We start from the raw sequence: 15604 nt of genomic DNA, 5'->3' as shown, positions 1-15604 counted from the left end.
GCCGCGGGTCAGGGAACGAGCGGATCGCGGAAGCCGGTATCGGCGCCGGGCGGGGTACCGGCCGGCGCGGGTGTTGGCGCGGTTGCGGGCGGCACGGCCTGGTGCCTGGCCTCGCGCCAGGTGTTGTACACCCAGTAGGCGGCGCCGGCTGCCAGGCCGACCTTGGACAGCTTCCAGGTCCAGCGCAGCACCGGCGTGCGCTTGACCAGCGGCAGCGCCAGCGTCAATACGGTGCTCAGCAGCGGGTAGTCCTTGGTCATGCCGACCACTTTCATCCACGACCCCGGACGGGCGATGCGCGGCAGCCAGTGGCCGATAGTGCCAAGGCGGTGCGCGCCACCCCGCACCTCGTGCAGGGCCTGCAGGCAGTCGTAGCGTTCCAGCGCGGCGCGGGTCAGCAGCAATTCCTTGCGCACCGCCAGTGGCAGGCGTACCTCTTGCGTGAACCGGGCCCGCCGCGGGTGATCGCGGCGGTTGTGTCCGGCTGCGCTGTCGTCGGGTTCCAGGGGGCTCATCGGCGCAGGATCTCCCGGTCTTTGTCGATTTCGGCGAGCGTGGCCTCCAGCATCGGCGGGGCGTTGCGCACCAGGTTGCGTGCGTACGCCAGGCAAATCGCGCACAGCACCAGGTAAAGTACCGTCAGTGCGCCCAGCGCCTGCCAGCGGTAGGTGTCCCAGAACAGGATGGCGATCAGCCCGGTCAGGGTGACCAGCCCGATGCCAAAGAACACCAGGCCGAAGCAGGCCAGCAGCGCGACCTTCATCAGGCGCGTGCGTTCCTCGGCAAGCTCCACGCTGGCGAGTTCGAGGCGGGTCTGGATCATTGCCACCAGCGAGCCGGCCAGGTTGCGCACGGATTCGAGGAACTTGGGGGAAGGGGGGGATTCGCTCATGCGGCTCCGGCGTGAAAGAGCGGCGCGACGGCGTGGCCGTACGCGCCTTTCCAGCAGGCGGGGCCGGGTGTGGCGTCATGGTGTGTCGCCAACATGCTTGCGCCCCGGCCACTGGCAACCCGATGACCGGGTTGCCGCTCAGGCGCGGCATCAGCATGCCGCGCCGGGTTGGAATCGCTTACTTGCGGTTCAGCAGCAGACCGATCAGCAGGCCTACGCCGGCGGCCACGCCCACGGCGCGCCACGGGTGGTCATGCACGTAGTCGTCGGTGGCGCGTGCAGCGGCCTTGCTCTTGGTCACGACGGCGTCTTGCAGGTCCTGGGCCTTTTCCTTGGCTTGCTTGAGCAGGCCCATGCCACGCTCGCGCAGTTCGGCGGCCTTTTCCCCGGTGGTCGAGGCGGCTTGCTTCAGCAGTTCCTCGGCGTCGGACAGAACGGTCTTGACATCGCTCATCAGTTTCTCCTGTTTGCGGGCGGTTGGTTCGGTTTGTGCGGATTCTGACATTTTCTACGCTCCGAGGCTAACGGCATTTGTCGGTCTGATACTTAGCATATGTGGCGGGCGGCCGTGGTTTCAAGGCTACACGCCAGCAAGCGCGACGCCAGTGCCTAGTATCGCAAGCATGCCGGAAAGCACGCGTGATGACTGTCAGAAAATGTTTATATGACTTCGAGTGATTTTGTAGTGACTTTATATTCGTTTGGGTTGGATATCAATCCGGATACTCTGGTTCCACCCCGAAATCAGGAGAACAGAACATGGCATTGCGTCTTGGCGATATCGCCCCGGACTTCGAGCAGGATTCGAGCGAAGGCCGCATCCGCTTCCATGCGTGGCTTGGCGACAGCTGGGGCGTGCTGTTCTCGCACCCGGCCGACTACACCCCGGTGTGCACCACGGAACTGGGCCTGACCGCGAAGCTGAAGGATGAGTTCGCGCGCCGCGGCGTCAAGGCGATCGCGCTGTCGGTGGACGGCGTGGAGTCGCACCATGGCTGGATCCGCGACATCAACGAGACCCAGTCGACCACGGTCAACTTCCCGATCCTGGCCGATGGCGACCGCAAGGTGTCGCAACTCTACGACATGATCCACCCGAACGCGAACGAGACCCTGACGGTGCGCTCGCTGTTCGTCATCGACCCGAAGAAGAAGGTGCGCCTGATCATCACGTATCCGGCCAGTACCGGGCGCAATTTCAACGAGATCCTGCGCGTGATCGACTCGCTGCAGCTGACCGACAACCACAGCGTGGCCACGCCGGGCAACTGGCAGGACGGTGATGACGTGGTGATCGTGCCCTCGCTGAAGGACGAGGCGGTGATCCGCGAGAAATTCCCCAAGGGCTACCAGGCGGTACGGCCGTACCTGCGGCTGACGCCCCAACCCAACAAATGAACGCGGCCCCGCGTGAAGGCGGGGCCGGCGTGCAGGACAGGTGTTTTATCGACGGGGGCAGCCTCGTCGTCTCCTTGGTAGTGTGCTTGGCCCGGCTTTGCAGCCGGGCCTTTTTATTGCGGAGAGCCTGTGCGCAAGTCGCGGATGGCGATCAGAAGAAGGCCTGCAGGCCGGTCTGGGCGCGGCCCAGGATCAGCGCGTGGATGTCGTGGGTGCCTTCATAGGTGTTGACCACCTCCAGGTTCACCACGTGGCGGATCACGCCGAACTCATCCGAGATGCCGTTGCCGCCCAGCATGTCGCGCGCCACGCGGGCGATGTCCAGCGACTTGCCGCACGAGTTGCGCTTCATGATCGAGGTGATTTCCACCGCGGCGGTGCCTTCGTCCTTCATGCGGCCCAGGCGCAGGCAGCCTTGCAGGCCCAGCGTGATCTCGGTCTGCATGTCGGCCAGCTTCTTCTGCACCAGTTGCGTGGCGGCCAGCGGGCGGCCGAACTGCTTGCGGTCCAGCGTGTACTGGCGGGCGGTGTGCCAGCAGAACTCGGCGGCGCCCAGCGCGCCCCAGGCGATGCCGTAGCGGGCCGAGTTCAGGCAGGTGAACGGGCCCTTCAGGCCGCTCACGCCCGGCATGATGTTCTCTTCCGGCACGAACACCTGATCCAGCACGATTTCGCCGGTGATCGAGGTGCGCAGGCCGACCTTGCCGTGGATGGCCGGCGCCGACAGGCCCTTCCAGCCCTTTTCCAGGATAAAGCCGCGAATCTCGTCCTTGCCGTTATCGCCCTGCAGCTTGGCCCAGACCACGAACACGTCGGCGATCGGCGAGTTGGTGATCCACATCTTGGCGCCGGTCAGCTCATAGCCGCCGTCGACCTTCTTGGCGCGGGTGACCATCGAGCCCGGGTCGGAGCCGTGGTTCGGCTCGGTCAGGCCGAAGCAGCCGATCCATTCGCCGGTGGCCAGCTTGGGCAGGTACTTCTGCTTCTGCGCTTCGGTGCCGAATTCATGGATCGGAACCATCACCAGCGACGACTGCACGCTCATCATCGAGCGGTAGCCGGAATCGACGCGCTCGACTTCACGCGCGATCAGGCCGTAGCTGACGTAGTTCAGGCCGGGGCCGCCGTATTGCTCGGGGATGGTGGGGCCGAGCAGGCCCAGTTCGCCCATCTCGCGGAAGATCTCGATGTCGGTCTTCTCGTTGCGGAAGGACTGAAGCACGCGCGGCATCAGCTTGTCCTGGCTGTACGCCGCGGCGGCGTCGCGCACCATGCGTTCTTCGGCGGTCAGTTGCTGGTCCAGCAGCAGGGGGTCGGCCCAGTGGAATTCGGCGTTGGCAGCCATGCAGGTCTCCTTCGGTAGCGCGGGGGAAGCATCGGGGGCGGGCGAATGGTCGCTTGCCGCACCGGCGCTTCCGGGAATCATGACGGGTTCGGTGATCTTCGCGGAGGGTTTTTGTGGTTCCGCATTGCGGAACTGTGTTCCGTTGAATTAGTATATCGCAATGGGTTTGCCGTGCAACAGGCAAAACCCCCGACACCCATGCCTTTGTGCGATGAGCGGACAACCGCCGACCTGAGAGGAGCCGCCCTTGACCAGTCCGTCACTTTCTCCCGATGCCACGCCGCCCGCGCCGGTGCGCGACAGCGATCCCAACTTCGTCACCGCCCTGGCGCGCGGGCTGGAACTGATGCGGTGCTTCCGCACCGGTGAGGCAATGCTCGGCAACCAGGACTTCGTGCGCCGCACCGGCTTCCCCAAGGCCACGGTGAGCCGGCTGGCCGGCACGCTGGTGCAGTTGGGTTACCTGCGCTATGACGAGAGCCTGGGCAAGTACGCGCTGGATGCCGGCGTGCTGGCGCTGGGCTATGCCTACCTGTCAGCGTCAGACGTGGTGTCGCTGGCGCGGCCGCATATGCTGGCGTTCGCCCAGTCATACGGGGTCTCGGTCTCGCTGGGCAAGCGCGAGCGCATGGAAGTGATCTACCTGGAATCGATCCGCAACGATGCGGGCGTGATGCTGGGGCTGGGCGTGGGCTCGCGGCTGTCGCTGGTGTCGAGTTCGATGGGGCGCGCGTACCTGGCCGCGCTGCCGGCGGCGCGGCGCGAGCGGGTCATGGCTGAGTTCAGCCAGGCGTTCCCGGAGCAGTGGAAGCAGCAGGAGACGGCCACGCGCGCGGCCTTGGCCGAGGCGCAGCAGCGCGGCTATGCGGCGTCGTTCCGCGACTGGCATCCGGCCATCCATGCCTGTGCGGTGGCGTTCCGGCCGGTGGGGGAGAAGGAGTTGCACATGCTGAGCTGCAGTGCTTCCTATGGGGCGGTGGATGAGGCGGTGTTCCACCAGACGCTGGCGCCGGCGTTGCGGGCGCTGGCGGCAAGGCTGTCGGACCCGGCGGGCTGACGGCCAGGTCCGACGTGCGCAGGTGTTACAGGTCCGTGCGCAACTTCCACAATTCCGGAAACAACACTACATCCAGCATCTTGCGCAGATAGCTGACGCCTTCCGTGCCGCCGGTACCACGCTTGAAGCCAATCACCCGCTCAACCGTGGTCACATGCCGGAAGCGCCATTGCCGGAACGCATCTTCCAGGTCGACAAACTTCTCGCCCAGTTCATACAGTTCCCAGTGCGCACCGGGATTGCGATAGACCTCCAGCCAGGCGGCCTCGACCGACGCGTTATACGCGGTGGGCTGCGTCCAGTCCCGTTCGACGCAGTCCGCATCGATCGCAAAACCACGCCTGGCCATCAACCGGATCGCCTCGTCATACAGCGACGGCGTCTTCAGCGCGGTTTCCACCAGCGCCAAATGCTCCGGCCGGTGCGCGTGCGGCTTCAGCATGGCAGCGTTCTTGTTGCCGAGGATGAACTCGATCTCGCGGTACTGATACGACTGGAAGCCTGACGACATGCCCAGGTAGGGCCGCATCGCCGAGTATTCCGGCGGCGTCATCGTCGCCAGCACGTTCCACGCCTGCACCAGCTGGTCCATGATGCGCGACACCCGCGTCAGCATCTTGAACGCCGGCGGCAGGCTGTCGGTCTTGACCGATTCGCGCGCGGCGCGCAGCTCGTGCAGCATCAGCTTCATCCACAGCTCGGTGGTCTGGTGCTGCACGATAAACAACATCTCGTTGTGGTCCGGCGACAGCGGGTGCTGCGCGTTCAGGATCTGGTCCAGGCCGAGATAGTCGCCATAGCTCATGTCCTTGGCGAAATCCATCTGCGCGCCGTGCCAGTTGTCACCTTGCGGCGCAGCCTGGCCTGCGGTGCCGGCCGCGCCGGAAAAAGGGCATCCCTTGAATTCACTCATGATGCGCTCCCGATCAGGTCACCTGGCCGCGCGTCTGGAACCGCGCGTCGCGATAGGCGCCGCTGTCCAGCACATCGCGCAGGATTTCCACAGCATCCCACACCTCGGTGAAGCTGGTGTACAGCGGCGTGAAGCCAAAGCGGGCGATGCGCGGCTCGCGGTAGTCGCCGATCACGCCGCGCTCGATCAGGGCCTGCACCAGCGCATAGCCGTCCGGGTGCTCCAGGCTGACCTGGCTGCCGCGGCGCGCGTGCTCGCGCGGCGTGACCAGCGTCAGTGGGTGGTGGCCGCAACGGGCTTCCACCAGTTCAATGAACAAGTCGGTCAGCAGCAGTGACTTGGCGCGCAGCACCTGCATAGTGGTCTGGGCGAAGATGTCCAGGCCGCATTCCACCATCGCCAGCGAAGTCACCGGCTGCGTGCCGCACAGGAAGCGGCGCACGCCGTCGACCGGGCGGTACTGCGGCTCCATCGCGAACGGCGCGGCGTGGCCCCACCAGCCCGACAGCGGCTGCCAGAAGGCATCGCGCAGCGCCGGCGCGACCCAGACGAAGGCGGGCGAGCCCGGGCCGCCGTTCAGGTATTTGTAGGTGCAGCCGATGGCGTAGTCGGCCCCGGCCGCCTTCAGGTTGACCGGCACGGCGCCGGCGGAGTGGCACAGGTCCCACACCGTGAGCGCGCCGCGGGCATGGGCCAGCTCGGTCAGCGCGGCCATGTCCAGCATCTCGCCGGTCTTGTAGTTGACGTGGGTGAGCATCAGCACGGCGGTATCGGCGCCCACGGCGGCGTCGATCTCGGCCGGCGAATTGACCAGGCGCAGCGAATAGCCCTGCTGCAGCAGGTCGGCCAGGCCCTGCGCGATGTACAGGTCGGTGGGGAAGTTGCTGGCCTCCGACACGATCACCTTGCGCGCCGGGTCGCGCGTCTGCTGCACGCGCAGCGCCGCGGCCAGCACCTTGAACAGGTTGATCGAGGTGGTGTCGGTCACCACCACTTCATCCTGGCCCGCGCCGACCAGCGGGGCCAGCTTGTTACCCAGCCGCTGCGGCAGCTCGAACCAGCCGGCGGTGTTCCAGCTGCGGATCAGGCCCTCGCCCCATTCTTCGGCCACCACCTGGGCGGCGCGCGCGGCGGCGGCGCGCGGGCGGGCGCCCAGTGAGTTGCCGTCGAGGTAAATCACGCCCTCGGGCAGCGCGAACTGGTCGCGCAGCGGGCGCAGCGGGTCTCGCTCATCGAGCCGAATACAGTGCTCGCGGTCAAATGTCGTCATGTCGTGGGATTGGCCAGGGGTTGTTCGGGAGTGGTTCAGTCGAGGCTGCGCAGCACCGCGCGCACCGGGCTGGCATCGAGCCCGGCAAAGCGCAGCGGCAGCGCGATCAGTTCATAGTCGCCGGCATCGACCTCGTCCAGCACGATGCCTTCCAGGATGGCCAGCCCGTGACGGCGCACGGCGTTGTGCGCGTCCATGGTCTTGGATTCCTGCGGGTCCAGCGACGGTGTGTCGATGCCCACCAGTTGCACGCCGTGCGCGGCCAGCAGCGCGATGGTCTCGGCCGCGACCGCGCAGAAGTGCGGGTCCCACTGCGTCAGCGGCGCCCGCCGGTAGGTACGCAGCAGCACGCGCGGCGGCAGGCCGGCCAGCGCGTGTTCGATATGGCGCGGCTCCACCACTGGCGAGGCGCCGATGCAATGGATCACGCGGCAGGTGCCGAGGTAGGGCGTGAGCGGCACGGCGCCGATCGGCGCGCCGTCGGCGGCGTAGTGCAGCGGTGCGTCGGCGTGCGCGCCGGTGTGCGGCGACAGCGTGATGCGGCCGACATTCACCGGGCAGTGCTCGTCCATCTGCCAGGCCGGCTGCTGCTGGAACGGCGTGTCGCCGGGCCAGACCGGGGTGGCGGGGGAGAGCGGCGGGCTGATGTCCCACAGCCGGCGTGGGTCTTGATTGGGGGCGGTCATAAGGGTGCGCGGCGCCTTTGCAAGGCGCCGTCGTTGTCTGCCTCGATGTCGGAAATCATAGTCAAAATTGGCGGCAAGAGGCTTGCTAAATGGACTGTCGATACGGTCTTCTTTCGCATAAAATGCGAAGAATTGATGATTTGTCGAAGGAAATTCGAATGAACCTCGATCCCACCGATCTGCGCATCCTGACCTGCCTGCAGGAGAACGGCCGCATCAGCAACCAGGACCTGGCTGACCGCGTGGCGCTGTCGCCTTCGGCATGCCTGCGGCGGGTGCGCCTGCTGGAAGAGTCAGGGGTGATCGGCGGCTACCGCGCCTGGTTCGACGCCGAGCAGCTCGGGCTTGAGCTTGAGGCGATCGTGCAAGTGTCGATGCGCCATGACGTGGAAGGCTGGCACGACACCTTTATCGCCGCGGTGCAGTCGTGGCCGGAAGTGCTGTCGGCGTACATCATCACCGGCGACAGCAATTACATCCTGCGGGTGCAGGCGCGCAACCTGAAGCACTACTCGGACTTCATCGTGAACCGGCTGTACCGCACCAAGGGCGTGATGGATATCCGCTCGAATATCGTGCTGCAGCGGATCAAGGTGGACAGTTCGCCGCTGGCGATCCTGAAGGCGGGCGCGGAGGGGGCCTAGCCTAGCCTAACGTTGCGTATGCAGCGCAATCAGCTGCCGCAGGGTTTCCTTGAGCAGCGCGCCCTGGCGCGGGCCAAAGTCGTCCAGCACTGCGCGCTCGTGCTGGGCGGCGCGCGCCAACAGCGGCTGGGCCTGCGCGAGGCCGCGCGGGGTGATCGAGATCAGCGCCTGGCGGCGGTCGGTCTGGCCGGCGCGGCGCGTCACCAGCCCGTCGGCGGCCATGCGGTCGACCAGCTTGGTCAGCGTCGGCTGCTTGGTCAGCGTGATTTCGGCGAGCGTGCCGATGGTGCAGTCGGGGCGGTCGGCCAGCGTGGCCAGCACGCGCCATTCCTGCACGGACAGGCCGCTGGCTTCCACTTCGCGGTGGAATTCGCCCGAGATCAGGTGGCTGGCGCGGGCCAGCAGGTAGGCCAGGTAGCCATCGACAAAGGGCAGGGGGGATTGCGCGGGCAGGTCCGCCATGATGGCTCGGTGCCGTTCAGAGGTCGAGGGGGGCGGTGGTGGTGAACTGGCCGCCCTGGAATACCAGCGGGCCGTCGCTGCCATCGAGCACGCCGCAGCGCTCGACTTCACCCACGAAGATGATGTGGTCGCCCTCGTCGTAGCGGCTGCGGTTGTGGCATTCGAACCAGGCCAGCGCATTGGACAGGATCGGCAGGCCGGTGGCCGAGAGCCGGTAGTCGACGCCGGCGAATCGGTCGCCTTTGAGGGTGGCAAAGCGCTGGCACAGCTCCAGCTGCGAGGCCGACAGCACGTTGATGATGTAGTGCGTGCCGTCGCGGAACATCGGCAGGCTGTTGGCGCGCGTGGCCATGCTCCACAGCACCAGCGGCGGATCCAGCGACACCGAGTTGAACGAACTAGCGGTGATGCCGATGAACGGCGGCGCGCCGGCGGCGACAGACTCGGCGCTGGCGCGCGTAGTGATCACCGTCACCCCGGTCGCGAACTGCGACAGGGTGCGGCGGAAGTGCTGCGCATCGAAATCTGGTGCGGCGGCGCTGGCGATCTGTGGCTGGGCCTCAGGCATGCCCATGGGGGCTCCGCTGGAGTTCATGAAATTTCATATATATTATTTGCGCCAGGGGCAGCAAGTTCAAGCCCGGCCGTGCGCTTATTTGCGGCCGCGGCGCTGGGCTGGCGCACACAACAAGGCGGGCACTGCCGCCGATACAACAAGCAGGAGACTAACGTCATGCTCATCGAGCAGATCGAACACCGCTGGCTGGCGGCGTTCCGGCGCACGCTGGAACTCTGTGCCCTGCAGGGTGCGGAAGTCGTTGGAATTGTAACGGAGTCGCAATCCCGCCCTGTCAACGTGGCCTTGGCCGAACTGGCCGTGCAGTCGCTGGGCGCCACCCCGGTGCGCATCCAGGTGCCGACACCGGCACTTAGTGCGCCCGCGCCGGTGCGCTCGACCGGCGCCAGCGATGCCTTGCAGAGCCTCGCGCCGGTGGTGGCGGCCTTGTCGCGCTGCCACCTGGTGCTGGACTGCACGGTGGAAGGCCTGCTGCACGCGCAGGAACTGCCGCTGATCCTGCGCGGCGCCGACGGCATCGTGCCGCGTATGCTGATGGTCAGCAACGAACACCCCGAGATCCTGGAGCGCTGCCAGCCCGACCCGGCGCTGGAAGGCACCGTGCGCGCCGCCATGAAGCGCCTGCGCGGCGCGCGCGAGATGCGCGTGCATTCGCCGGCCGGCACCGAGTTGCGCATCGGCCTGGCCGACGCCCGCGTGGGCGGGGTCTGGGGCTTCTGCAGCAAGCCCGGCCAGGTCTCGCATTGGCCCGGCGGGCTTTGCCTGGCGTTCCCGGCCAGCCGCCAGGTCAACGGCACGCTGGTGCTGGCGCCGGGCGACGTCAACCTGACCTTCAAGACCTACCTGCGCGATACCGTGGTCTGCCATATCGAGGACGATTACATCGCCGGCGTCGAGGGGCAGGGCGTGGATGCCGACATGATGCGCGGCTACTACCAGGCCTGGGCCGACCGCGAGGGCACGCGCGATGCGTACGCGGTCTCGCACGTGGGCTGGGGCCTGAACCGGCTGGCGCGCTGGGACGCGATGACCTTCTACGACAAGCGCGACTGCAACGGCACCGAGCTGCGCGCGTTTGCCGGCAACTTCCTGTTCTCGACCGGCGCCAACGAGGTGGCCGGGCGGCATACGCTGGGCCATTTCGACCTGCCGCTGCGCAACTGCACGGTATCGCTGGATGGCCGCAATGAGGTGGAAGCAGGCACGCTGGTGGAGGTGGCGGCATGAGCGCGAGCGCGACGATGCAACGCCACGCCAACGGCATCGCCACGCTGGCCTGGGGCGATGGCCCGGTGGCGGTGGTGATGCTGCACGGCATCGGCGGCGGCAAGGCCGCCTGGCCCGCGCAGGGCGAGGCGCTGGCGCAGGCCGGCTACCGTGCCGTGGCCTGGGACATGCCCGGCTACGGCGACAGCGCCCTGATCGATCCCTATGACTTCGACGGGCTGGCGCAAGCGCTGGCGCCGCTGCTGCAGGCCGAGCGCGACGCCGGCCGGCGCGTGGTGCTGCTGGGCCACAGCATGGGCGGCATGGTGGCGCAGCAGGCCTGCGCGGCCGCGCCCGCGCTGATCGACGGCATGGTGCTGTCCGGCACCTCGCCCGCCTTTGGCAAGGGTGACGGGCCCTGGCAGCGCGACTTCGTCGCCGCGCGCACCGCGCCGCTGGACGCCGGCAGGACCATGGCCGAGATGGCCGCCGGGCTGGTGCGCACCATGGTCGCGCCCGATGCCGAGCCACAAGCCGTGGCCTTTGCCACGGCGGTGATGGCGGCGGTGCCGGCGCCCACCTACCGCGCGGCACTGGGCGCGCTGGTGCGCTTCAACCAGCGCGACGCGCTGCCGCGCATCGCGGTGCCGGTGCTGGCGCTGGCCGGGCAGCACGACACCAATGCCGCGCCCGAGGTGATGGAGCGCATGGCCCAGCGCATTCCGGGCGCCGAGTACCGCTGCCTGCCGGATGTCGGCCACCTGGCCTGCATGGAGCGCCCCGCGCTGTTCAACGAGGCGGTGCTGGATTTCCTGCACCGGCGCTTCCCCGTGCACTGAACCACGCCGCTTTCCGGCAACGCAACACAAGAACCACCGCCGCGCCGCGACCGCATCCGGTGCGAGCAGGAAAACAGGAGACCGCGACATGCCAACCGGCCAGCTCGACTTCATCCCCGCCATCGGTACGGCGGACTTCACCCCGCAACAAGCGCACCTGCTGGCGCTGGCCAACCGCCTGGGCCGCGAACGCTTCGCGGCGCGCGCAGCCACCTGGGACCGCGAGGCCAGCTTCCCCTTCGCCAACTATGCCGACCTGCGCGAGGCCGGCCTGCTGGCGCTGTGCGTGCCGCGGGCGTTCGGCGGCGAGGGCGCGGACTTTGCCACCTACTGCATGGTGGGCGCCGAGATCGGCCGCTTCTGCGGGGCCACGGCGCTGACGTACAACATGCATATCTGCTCGACCATGTGGACCGGCGTGCTGTCCGACGGCATCGACATGACACCTGACCAGCGCGCCGAGCACGAAGCCCGGCGCGAGCTGCATTTCGCACGCGTGGTGCGCGACGGCGCCGTCTATGCGCAGCCGTTCTCCGAAGGCTCCGCCGCCGCCGCGGGCAAGGCGCCGTTCGGCACCACCGCGCGCAAGGTCGATGGCGGCTGGGTACTGAACGGGCGCAAGATCTTCGCCTCGCTGTCGGGCGCGGCCGACTACTACGGCATCCTGTGCACCGAGGACCGCGGCGACCAGCATCCCGACATGCGCGACACGCTCTACATTGCCGTGCCCGGCAAGGCGGAAGGGCTGACCGTGACCGGCGAGTGGGACCCGATGGGCATGCGCGGCACGGTGTCGCGCACGCTGCTGCTCAAGGACGTGTTCGTGCCCGACCACGAGCAGCTGATGCCGCGCGGCGTCTACTACCGCGCGGCGCAGACCTGGCCGGCGATGTTCTTCACGCTGTCGCCGACCTACCTGGGCGTGGCCCAGGCCGCCTACGACTTTACCGTGCAGTACCTGCGCGGCGAGGTGCCGGGCCAGCCGCCGGTCAAGCGCCGCATGTACCCGACCAAGCAGATCGCGGTGGCGCAGATGCGCATCCAGCTGGAAACCATGCGATCGCTCTTCTGGCGCGTGATCCATGAGGCGAAGCCCAATCCGACCAAGGACGAGCGCCTGCGCCTGTACGCCGCGCACTACACCGTGATGGAAGGCGCCAACGACATCGCCCGGCTGGCGATCCGCACCTGCGGCGGGCAGTCGATGCTCAAGGACCTGCCGCTGGAGCGGCTCTACCGCGACTCGCGCTGCGGCGCGCTGATGCTGCCCTGGACCGCCGAGCTGATCCTGGATCGCATGGGGCGCGAGACCCTGTACGAATCCGGCGAGCGCGACGAATGAGCGCCGCCCGTCGCGCCATGCGTGCGGGCGCCGCCGGGCTGGGCGCGCTGCCGGCCATGCTGCATGGCCATGCCGCCGCGGCGCCGGGGCGGCCGGCGTTGCACTACCTGGGCCGCACCTTCACCTACGGCAAGCTGTGGCGGCGCGTCGAGCGTGCCAGCGCCCACCTGGCAGCGACGTGGGGCATCCGCGCGGGCGAGCGCGTCGGCACGCTGTGCCTGAACCACGAACTGCAGCTGGTGCTGCTGTTCGCCTGCGCGCGTGTCGGGGCGATGTTCGTGCCGCTGAACTACCGGCTGGCGCCGGCGGAGCTGCGTACCATCGCCGCCCACGCGCAGCTGGCCGCGCTGTTCCATGACGAGCGCCATGCAGGGCTGGCGCAGGAGGCTGGCGGCGGCTGCCAGGTCGCGCATCTCGACCGGCTGGTCGACCATCCCGCGCCGTTCGGCGTGCCCCACCCGCCGGTGCCGGACGAGGCGCCGCTGCTGCTCGCCTACACCTCCGGCACCACCGGCAAGCCCAAGGGCGCGGTGCATACGCAGGCCGGGCTGCTGGCCAATGCGCGCGCCAGCTGGTGGGCGCATGGCATGACCGCGGACGATCACGTGCTGTCGGTGCTGCCGATGTTCCACGTCGGCGGGCTGTGCATCCAGACGCTGCCGGCGCTGCTGGCCGGGGCGCAAGTCACGCTGCACGACCGCTTTGCGCCGGATGCCTGGCTTGGCGCGGTAGCGCAGGCGCGGCCGAGCCTGTCGCTGATGGTGCCGGCCACGTTGCGCGCGGTGCTGGAGCATCCCGGCTGGCCCGGGGCCGACCTGTCGGCGCTGCGCGGCGTGATGGCAGGTTCGTCGACCATCCCGCTGTCGTATATCGCGGCCTTCCATGCGCGTGGCGTGCCGCTGGGGCAGGTCTATGGCGCGACCGAGACCGGTCCGGTGTCGGTGGTGCTGAAGCTGCAGGATGCGCTGGCCCGGCCTGGCTATGCCGGCTGGCCGCAGCCGGAGGCGCAAGTCCGGCTGGCCGGCCCGGACGGTGCCGAGGTGGCGCAGGGCGCAGTCGGTGAACTCTGGGTGCGCGGCGCCAACGTGATGGCGGGCTACTGGAACCAGCCTGATAACGGCCTGGCCGACGGCTGGTTCCATTCCGGCGACCTCGCGCACCGCGATGCCGGCGGCTGCATCGAAGTCGTCGGCCGCAGCAAGGACATGATCATCTCGGGCGGCGAGAACATCTATCCCGCCGAGATCGAGAACGTGCTGGTCGGCCTGCCCGGGGTGCAGGAGTGCGCGGTCGTCGGCGTGGCCGACGCGCGCTGGGGCGAGGTGCCGGTGGCGGTGATCGTGCCCGCGCCGGGCGCGCCGCGCGACGCGCTGGGGGCGGAGCCGCTGCGCGAACTGCTGGCTACGCGCATTGCCCGCTTCAAGCTGCCGCGCGAGGTGGTGCTGCTGGACGACCTGCCGCGCAGCGCGCTGGGCAAGGTGCTCAAGCCGCAACTGCGCGCGATGCTGGAGGCGCAGCGCCAGCCTGGCTGAATCTGCTGCAAGGGCGCCAATCTGCGCTTATGCTTGAGGCCGTGACACCACAGACGACAACGCAAGGGGGCGGCGCAAATGGAACATGGACTTGAAACGGCCACGCTGGGCGGCGGGTGCTTCTGGTGCCTGGAAGCGGTTTTCCAGCAGGTCGATGGCGTGGTGGCGGTGGAGTCCGGTTATACCGGCGGGCATGTGGATCACCCGACTTACCAGCAGGTCTGCGAGGGGGATACCGGGCACGTCGAGGTGGTGCGTGTCACCTTCAATCCGTCGGTGATCAATTTTCGGCAGATCCTGGAGATCTTCTTCGCCATCCACGACCCGACCACGCCGGACCGGCAGGGTAACGATGTGGGGCCGCAGTACCGGTCGGCGATCTTTACGAATTCGGAGGCGCAGCGGGCCACGGCGGAATACGTAATGCGGGAGTTGGCCGCGGCCAAGGTTTTTGATGCGCCGATCGTTACGCAGGTCGAGCCGGAGCAGCCGTACTGGCGCGCCGAGGCAAGTCACCAGAACTACTATCAGGACAATCCGAGCCAGGGGTACTGTGCCTTGGTGATCTCGCCGAAACTGGCCAAGTTTCGAAAGCAGTTTGAGGGGAAGTTGAGGAAGTAGGGACTGGACGCCTGGGTCGGCGCCAGAAACCGGCCCTAATTTCCCTGCGCAAACATCGCGCCGACAATCGCTCCCATCTCATGCCGCCGCGCCGCCGGCATCCGCGACGCGGTAGACATGATGCTGATGGCCGCCTCGGCGCCCATTTCCAGGGGCAGTGCAATGCCCACGCCTGCCACCCCCTCCGCGCCGGCAAGCGCATAGCCCAGCTTGCGGGCGCGCTCTACACCGCGCAACAGCCTGAGCAGGCTCAGGCCCCCGGCTGCGTACTCGGCGCGGTGCCGCTCGTAATGCGCACGCACCGCCTCGTTGTCCATCTTCGCCAGCAACGCCATGCTGCCGGTGCCCTGGCCCAGCAGGCGGGAAGTGCCGGTCAGCAAGTGGAAGGTCTTGATCCGGTGGCTGCCTTCCTCGGTATGCAGGCAGTGCCCATGGTCGCCGATGCGCACGGTCAGGAACACCGCGTCGCCCGTGAGCCGGGCCAGCGCCTTCATCTTGCTCACCAGCGCGCTGTTGGGCGGCGGCCGGTTCATCGCGCGCAGGCCCAGCGCCATGGCGGCAGTGCCCAGGTGATAACGCTTGCCCCCCGACTCGCGCTCGACATACCCCGCGGATTCCAGGAAGCGCGCCATCCGGTGCGCGGTGGTACGGTCGATCTCCGCTATCGCGGCGAGCTCGGGCAGGGTCAGTCCCGCCTCGTGATGCTCGGCGAGCAGCCGGAGCAGGGCGAAGGCTCGGGACAGGCTCTGCACGCCGCCGGGCGAGGGGGTCTTGGTGGGCATGGGAAGGTGCGTCGGGGGGCGCTTTGGGGGTGGCGGAT

Annotated in this window: 18 protein-coding genes; 8 read left to right on the top strand and 10 right to left on the bottom strand. The window is 67.9% G+C overall.

Annotated elements, in window-relative coordinates:
* Nucleotides 1-8: 8 nt before the first annotated feature.
* The 3 genes from KB879_RS26060 to KB879_RS26050 form a co-directional block, all read right to left on the bottom strand.
* On the bottom strand, nucleotides 9-515 hold the full coding sequence (locus KB879_RS26060; protein ID WP_013957616.1) for a DUF3318 domain-containing protein: 507 nt from the start codon (nucleotides 513-515) through the stop codon (nucleotides 9-11).
* Entirely contained in the window at nucleotides 512-892 is a 381-nt protein-coding gene (locus KB879_RS26055) for a phage holin family protein (protein WP_010813730.1), read from the bottom strand. The genes KB879_RS26060 and KB879_RS26055 overlap by 4 nt, the downstream gene beginning before the upstream one ends.
* Before the next feature lie 178 nt (nucleotides 893-1070).
* The gene (locus KB879_RS26050; protein WP_010813729.1) at nucleotides 1071-1397 is read right to left on the bottom strand and encodes a YqjD family protein; all 327 of its coding nucleotides are present in this window, start codon (nucleotides 1395-1397) and stop codon (nucleotides 1071-1073) included.
* Between the two features lie 254 nt (nucleotides 1398-1651).
* Here KB879_RS26050 and KB879_RS26045 point away from each other — a divergent pair, with 254 nt between their 5' ends.
* Nucleotides 1652-2290: a peroxiredoxin gene (locus KB879_RS26045; RefSeq protein ID WP_211980065.1), complete on the top strand. Its 639-nt coding sequence runs from the start codon at nucleotides 1652-1654 to the stop codon at nucleotides 2288-2290.
* Nucleotides 2291-2441: 151 nt separating this feature from the next.
* Here the strand turns inward: KB879_RS26045 and KB879_RS26040 are convergent, their stop codons facing one another.
* Nucleotides 2442-3635, bottom strand: a complete 1194-nt coding sequence (locus KB879_RS26040) for an acyl-CoA dehydrogenase (protein ID WP_013957614.1) — start codon at nucleotides 3633-3635, stop codon at nucleotides 2442-2444.
* A gap of 247 nt (nucleotides 3636-3882) precedes the next feature.
* Between KB879_RS26040 and KB879_RS26035 the strand changes: the two genes are divergently transcribed.
* Nucleotides 3883-4692 carry an IclR family transcriptional regulator gene (locus tag KB879_RS26035; RefSeq protein WP_013957613.1) on the top strand — a complete coding sequence of 270 codons (810 nt, stop codon included), beginning with the start codon at nucleotides 3883-3885 and terminating at the stop codon, nucleotides 4690-4692.
* A gap of 25 nt (nucleotides 4693-4717) precedes the next feature.
* On the opposite strand, the gene kynA is transcribed toward KB879_RS26035, so the two are convergent.
* The 3 genes from kynA to kynB are packed head-to-tail and all read right to left on the bottom strand — an operon-like array spanning nucleotide 4718 to nucleotide 7561.
* A complete protein-coding gene (gene kynA, locus KB879_RS26030; RefSeq protein WP_013957612.1) occupies nucleotides 4718-5605 on the bottom strand; it encodes a tryptophan 2,3-dioxygenase in 888 nt (295 codons plus the stop codon).
* Nucleotides 5606-5618: 13 nt separating this feature from the next.
* Nucleotides 5619-6875, bottom strand: coding sequence for a kynureninase (gene kynU, locus KB879_RS26025; RefSeq protein WP_153953692.1), 1257 nt, complete (start codon nucleotides 6873-6875; stop codon nucleotides 5619-5621).
* Nucleotides 6876-6910: 35 nt separating this feature from the next.
* The gene (kynB, locus tag KB879_RS26020) at nucleotides 6911-7561 is read right to left on the bottom strand and encodes an arylformamidase (protein WP_211980064.1); all 651 of its coding nucleotides are present in this window, start codon (nucleotides 7559-7561) and stop codon (nucleotides 6911-6913) included.
* A gap of 158 nt (nucleotides 7562-7719) precedes the next feature.
* Between kynB and KB879_RS26015 the strand changes: the two genes are divergently transcribed.
* Nucleotides 7720-8205 carry an Lrp/AsnC family transcriptional regulator gene (locus KB879_RS26015; RefSeq protein ID WP_013957609.1) on the top strand — a complete coding sequence of 162 codons (486 nt, stop codon included), beginning with the start codon at nucleotides 7720-7722 and terminating at the stop codon, nucleotides 8203-8205.
* A 6-nt stretch (nucleotides 8206-8211) separates the two neighbouring features.
* Here KB879_RS26015 and KB879_RS26010 read toward each other — a convergent pair whose 3' ends face one another.
* Both KB879_RS26010 and KB879_RS26005 read right to left on the bottom strand, forming a co-directional pair.
* Nucleotides 8212-8667 carry a MarR family winged helix-turn-helix transcriptional regulator gene (locus KB879_RS26010; RefSeq protein ID WP_211980063.1) on the bottom strand — a complete coding sequence of 152 codons (456 nt, stop codon included), beginning with the start codon at nucleotides 8665-8667 and terminating at the stop codon, nucleotides 8212-8214.
* Between the two features lie 16 nt (nucleotides 8668-8683).
* Nucleotides 8684-9241, bottom strand: coding sequence for a flavin reductase family protein (locus tag KB879_RS26005; RefSeq protein WP_013957607.1), 558 nt, complete (start codon nucleotides 9239-9241; stop codon nucleotides 8684-8686).
* Between the two features lie 159 nt (nucleotides 9242-9400).
* Here KB879_RS26005 and KB879_RS26000 point away from each other — a divergent pair, with 159 nt between their 5' ends.
* The 5 genes from KB879_RS26000 (at nucleotide 9401) to msrA (ending at nucleotide 14784) form a co-directional block, all read left to right on the top strand.
* Nucleotides 9401-10471 (top strand): peptidase M29, encoded by a 1071-nt coding sequence (locus KB879_RS26000; protein ID WP_153953691.1) that lies wholly within the window; start codon nucleotides 9401-9403, stop codon nucleotides 10469-10471.
* Nucleotides 10468-11289: an alpha/beta fold hydrolase gene (locus tag KB879_RS25995; RefSeq protein ID WP_013957605.1), complete on the top strand. Its 822-nt coding sequence runs from the start codon at nucleotides 10468-10470 to the stop codon at nucleotides 11287-11289. The genes KB879_RS26000 and KB879_RS25995 overlap by 4 nt, the downstream gene beginning before the upstream one ends.
* An 88-nt stretch (nucleotides 11290-11377) precedes the next feature.
* Nucleotides 11378-12631 (top strand): acyl-CoA dehydrogenase family protein, encoded by a 1254-nt coding sequence (locus KB879_RS25990; RefSeq protein ID WP_211980062.1) that lies wholly within the window; start codon nucleotides 11378-11380, stop codon nucleotides 12629-12631.
* Nucleotides 12628-14163: a class I adenylate-forming enzyme family protein gene (locus tag KB879_RS25985; RefSeq protein WP_211980061.1), complete on the top strand. Its 1536-nt coding sequence runs from the start codon at nucleotides 12628-12630 to the stop codon at nucleotides 14161-14163. Before KB879_RS25990 ends, KB879_RS25985 begins: the two co-directional genes overlap by 4 nt.
* 78 nt (nucleotides 14164-14241) lie before the next feature.
* Complete coding sequence (msrA, locus tag KB879_RS25980; RefSeq protein ID WP_013957602.1) at nucleotides 14242-14784, top strand: peptide-methionine (S)-S-oxide reductase MsrA; 543 nt, start codon at nucleotides 14242-14244, stop codon at nucleotides 14782-14784.
* Between the two features lie 35 nt (nucleotides 14785-14819).
* On the opposite strand, the gene KB879_RS25975 is transcribed toward msrA, so the two are convergent.
* Nucleotides 14820-15566 (bottom strand): IclR family transcriptional regulator, encoded by a 747-nt coding sequence (locus KB879_RS25975; protein WP_211980060.1) that lies wholly within the window; start codon nucleotides 15564-15566, stop codon nucleotides 14820-14822.
* Between the last annotated feature and the right edge of the window lie 38 nt (nucleotides 15567-15604).

This window comes from Cupriavidus sp. KK10 (assembly GCF_018223725.1).
In the GTDB taxonomy this organism is placed as follows: domain Bacteria; phylum Pseudomonadota; class Gammaproteobacteria; order Burkholderiales; family Burkholderiaceae; genus Cupriavidus; species Cupriavidus necator.
Note: the sequence above shows the minus strand (reverse complement) of the source record. Positions and strands in the feature narration are given on the sequence as shown.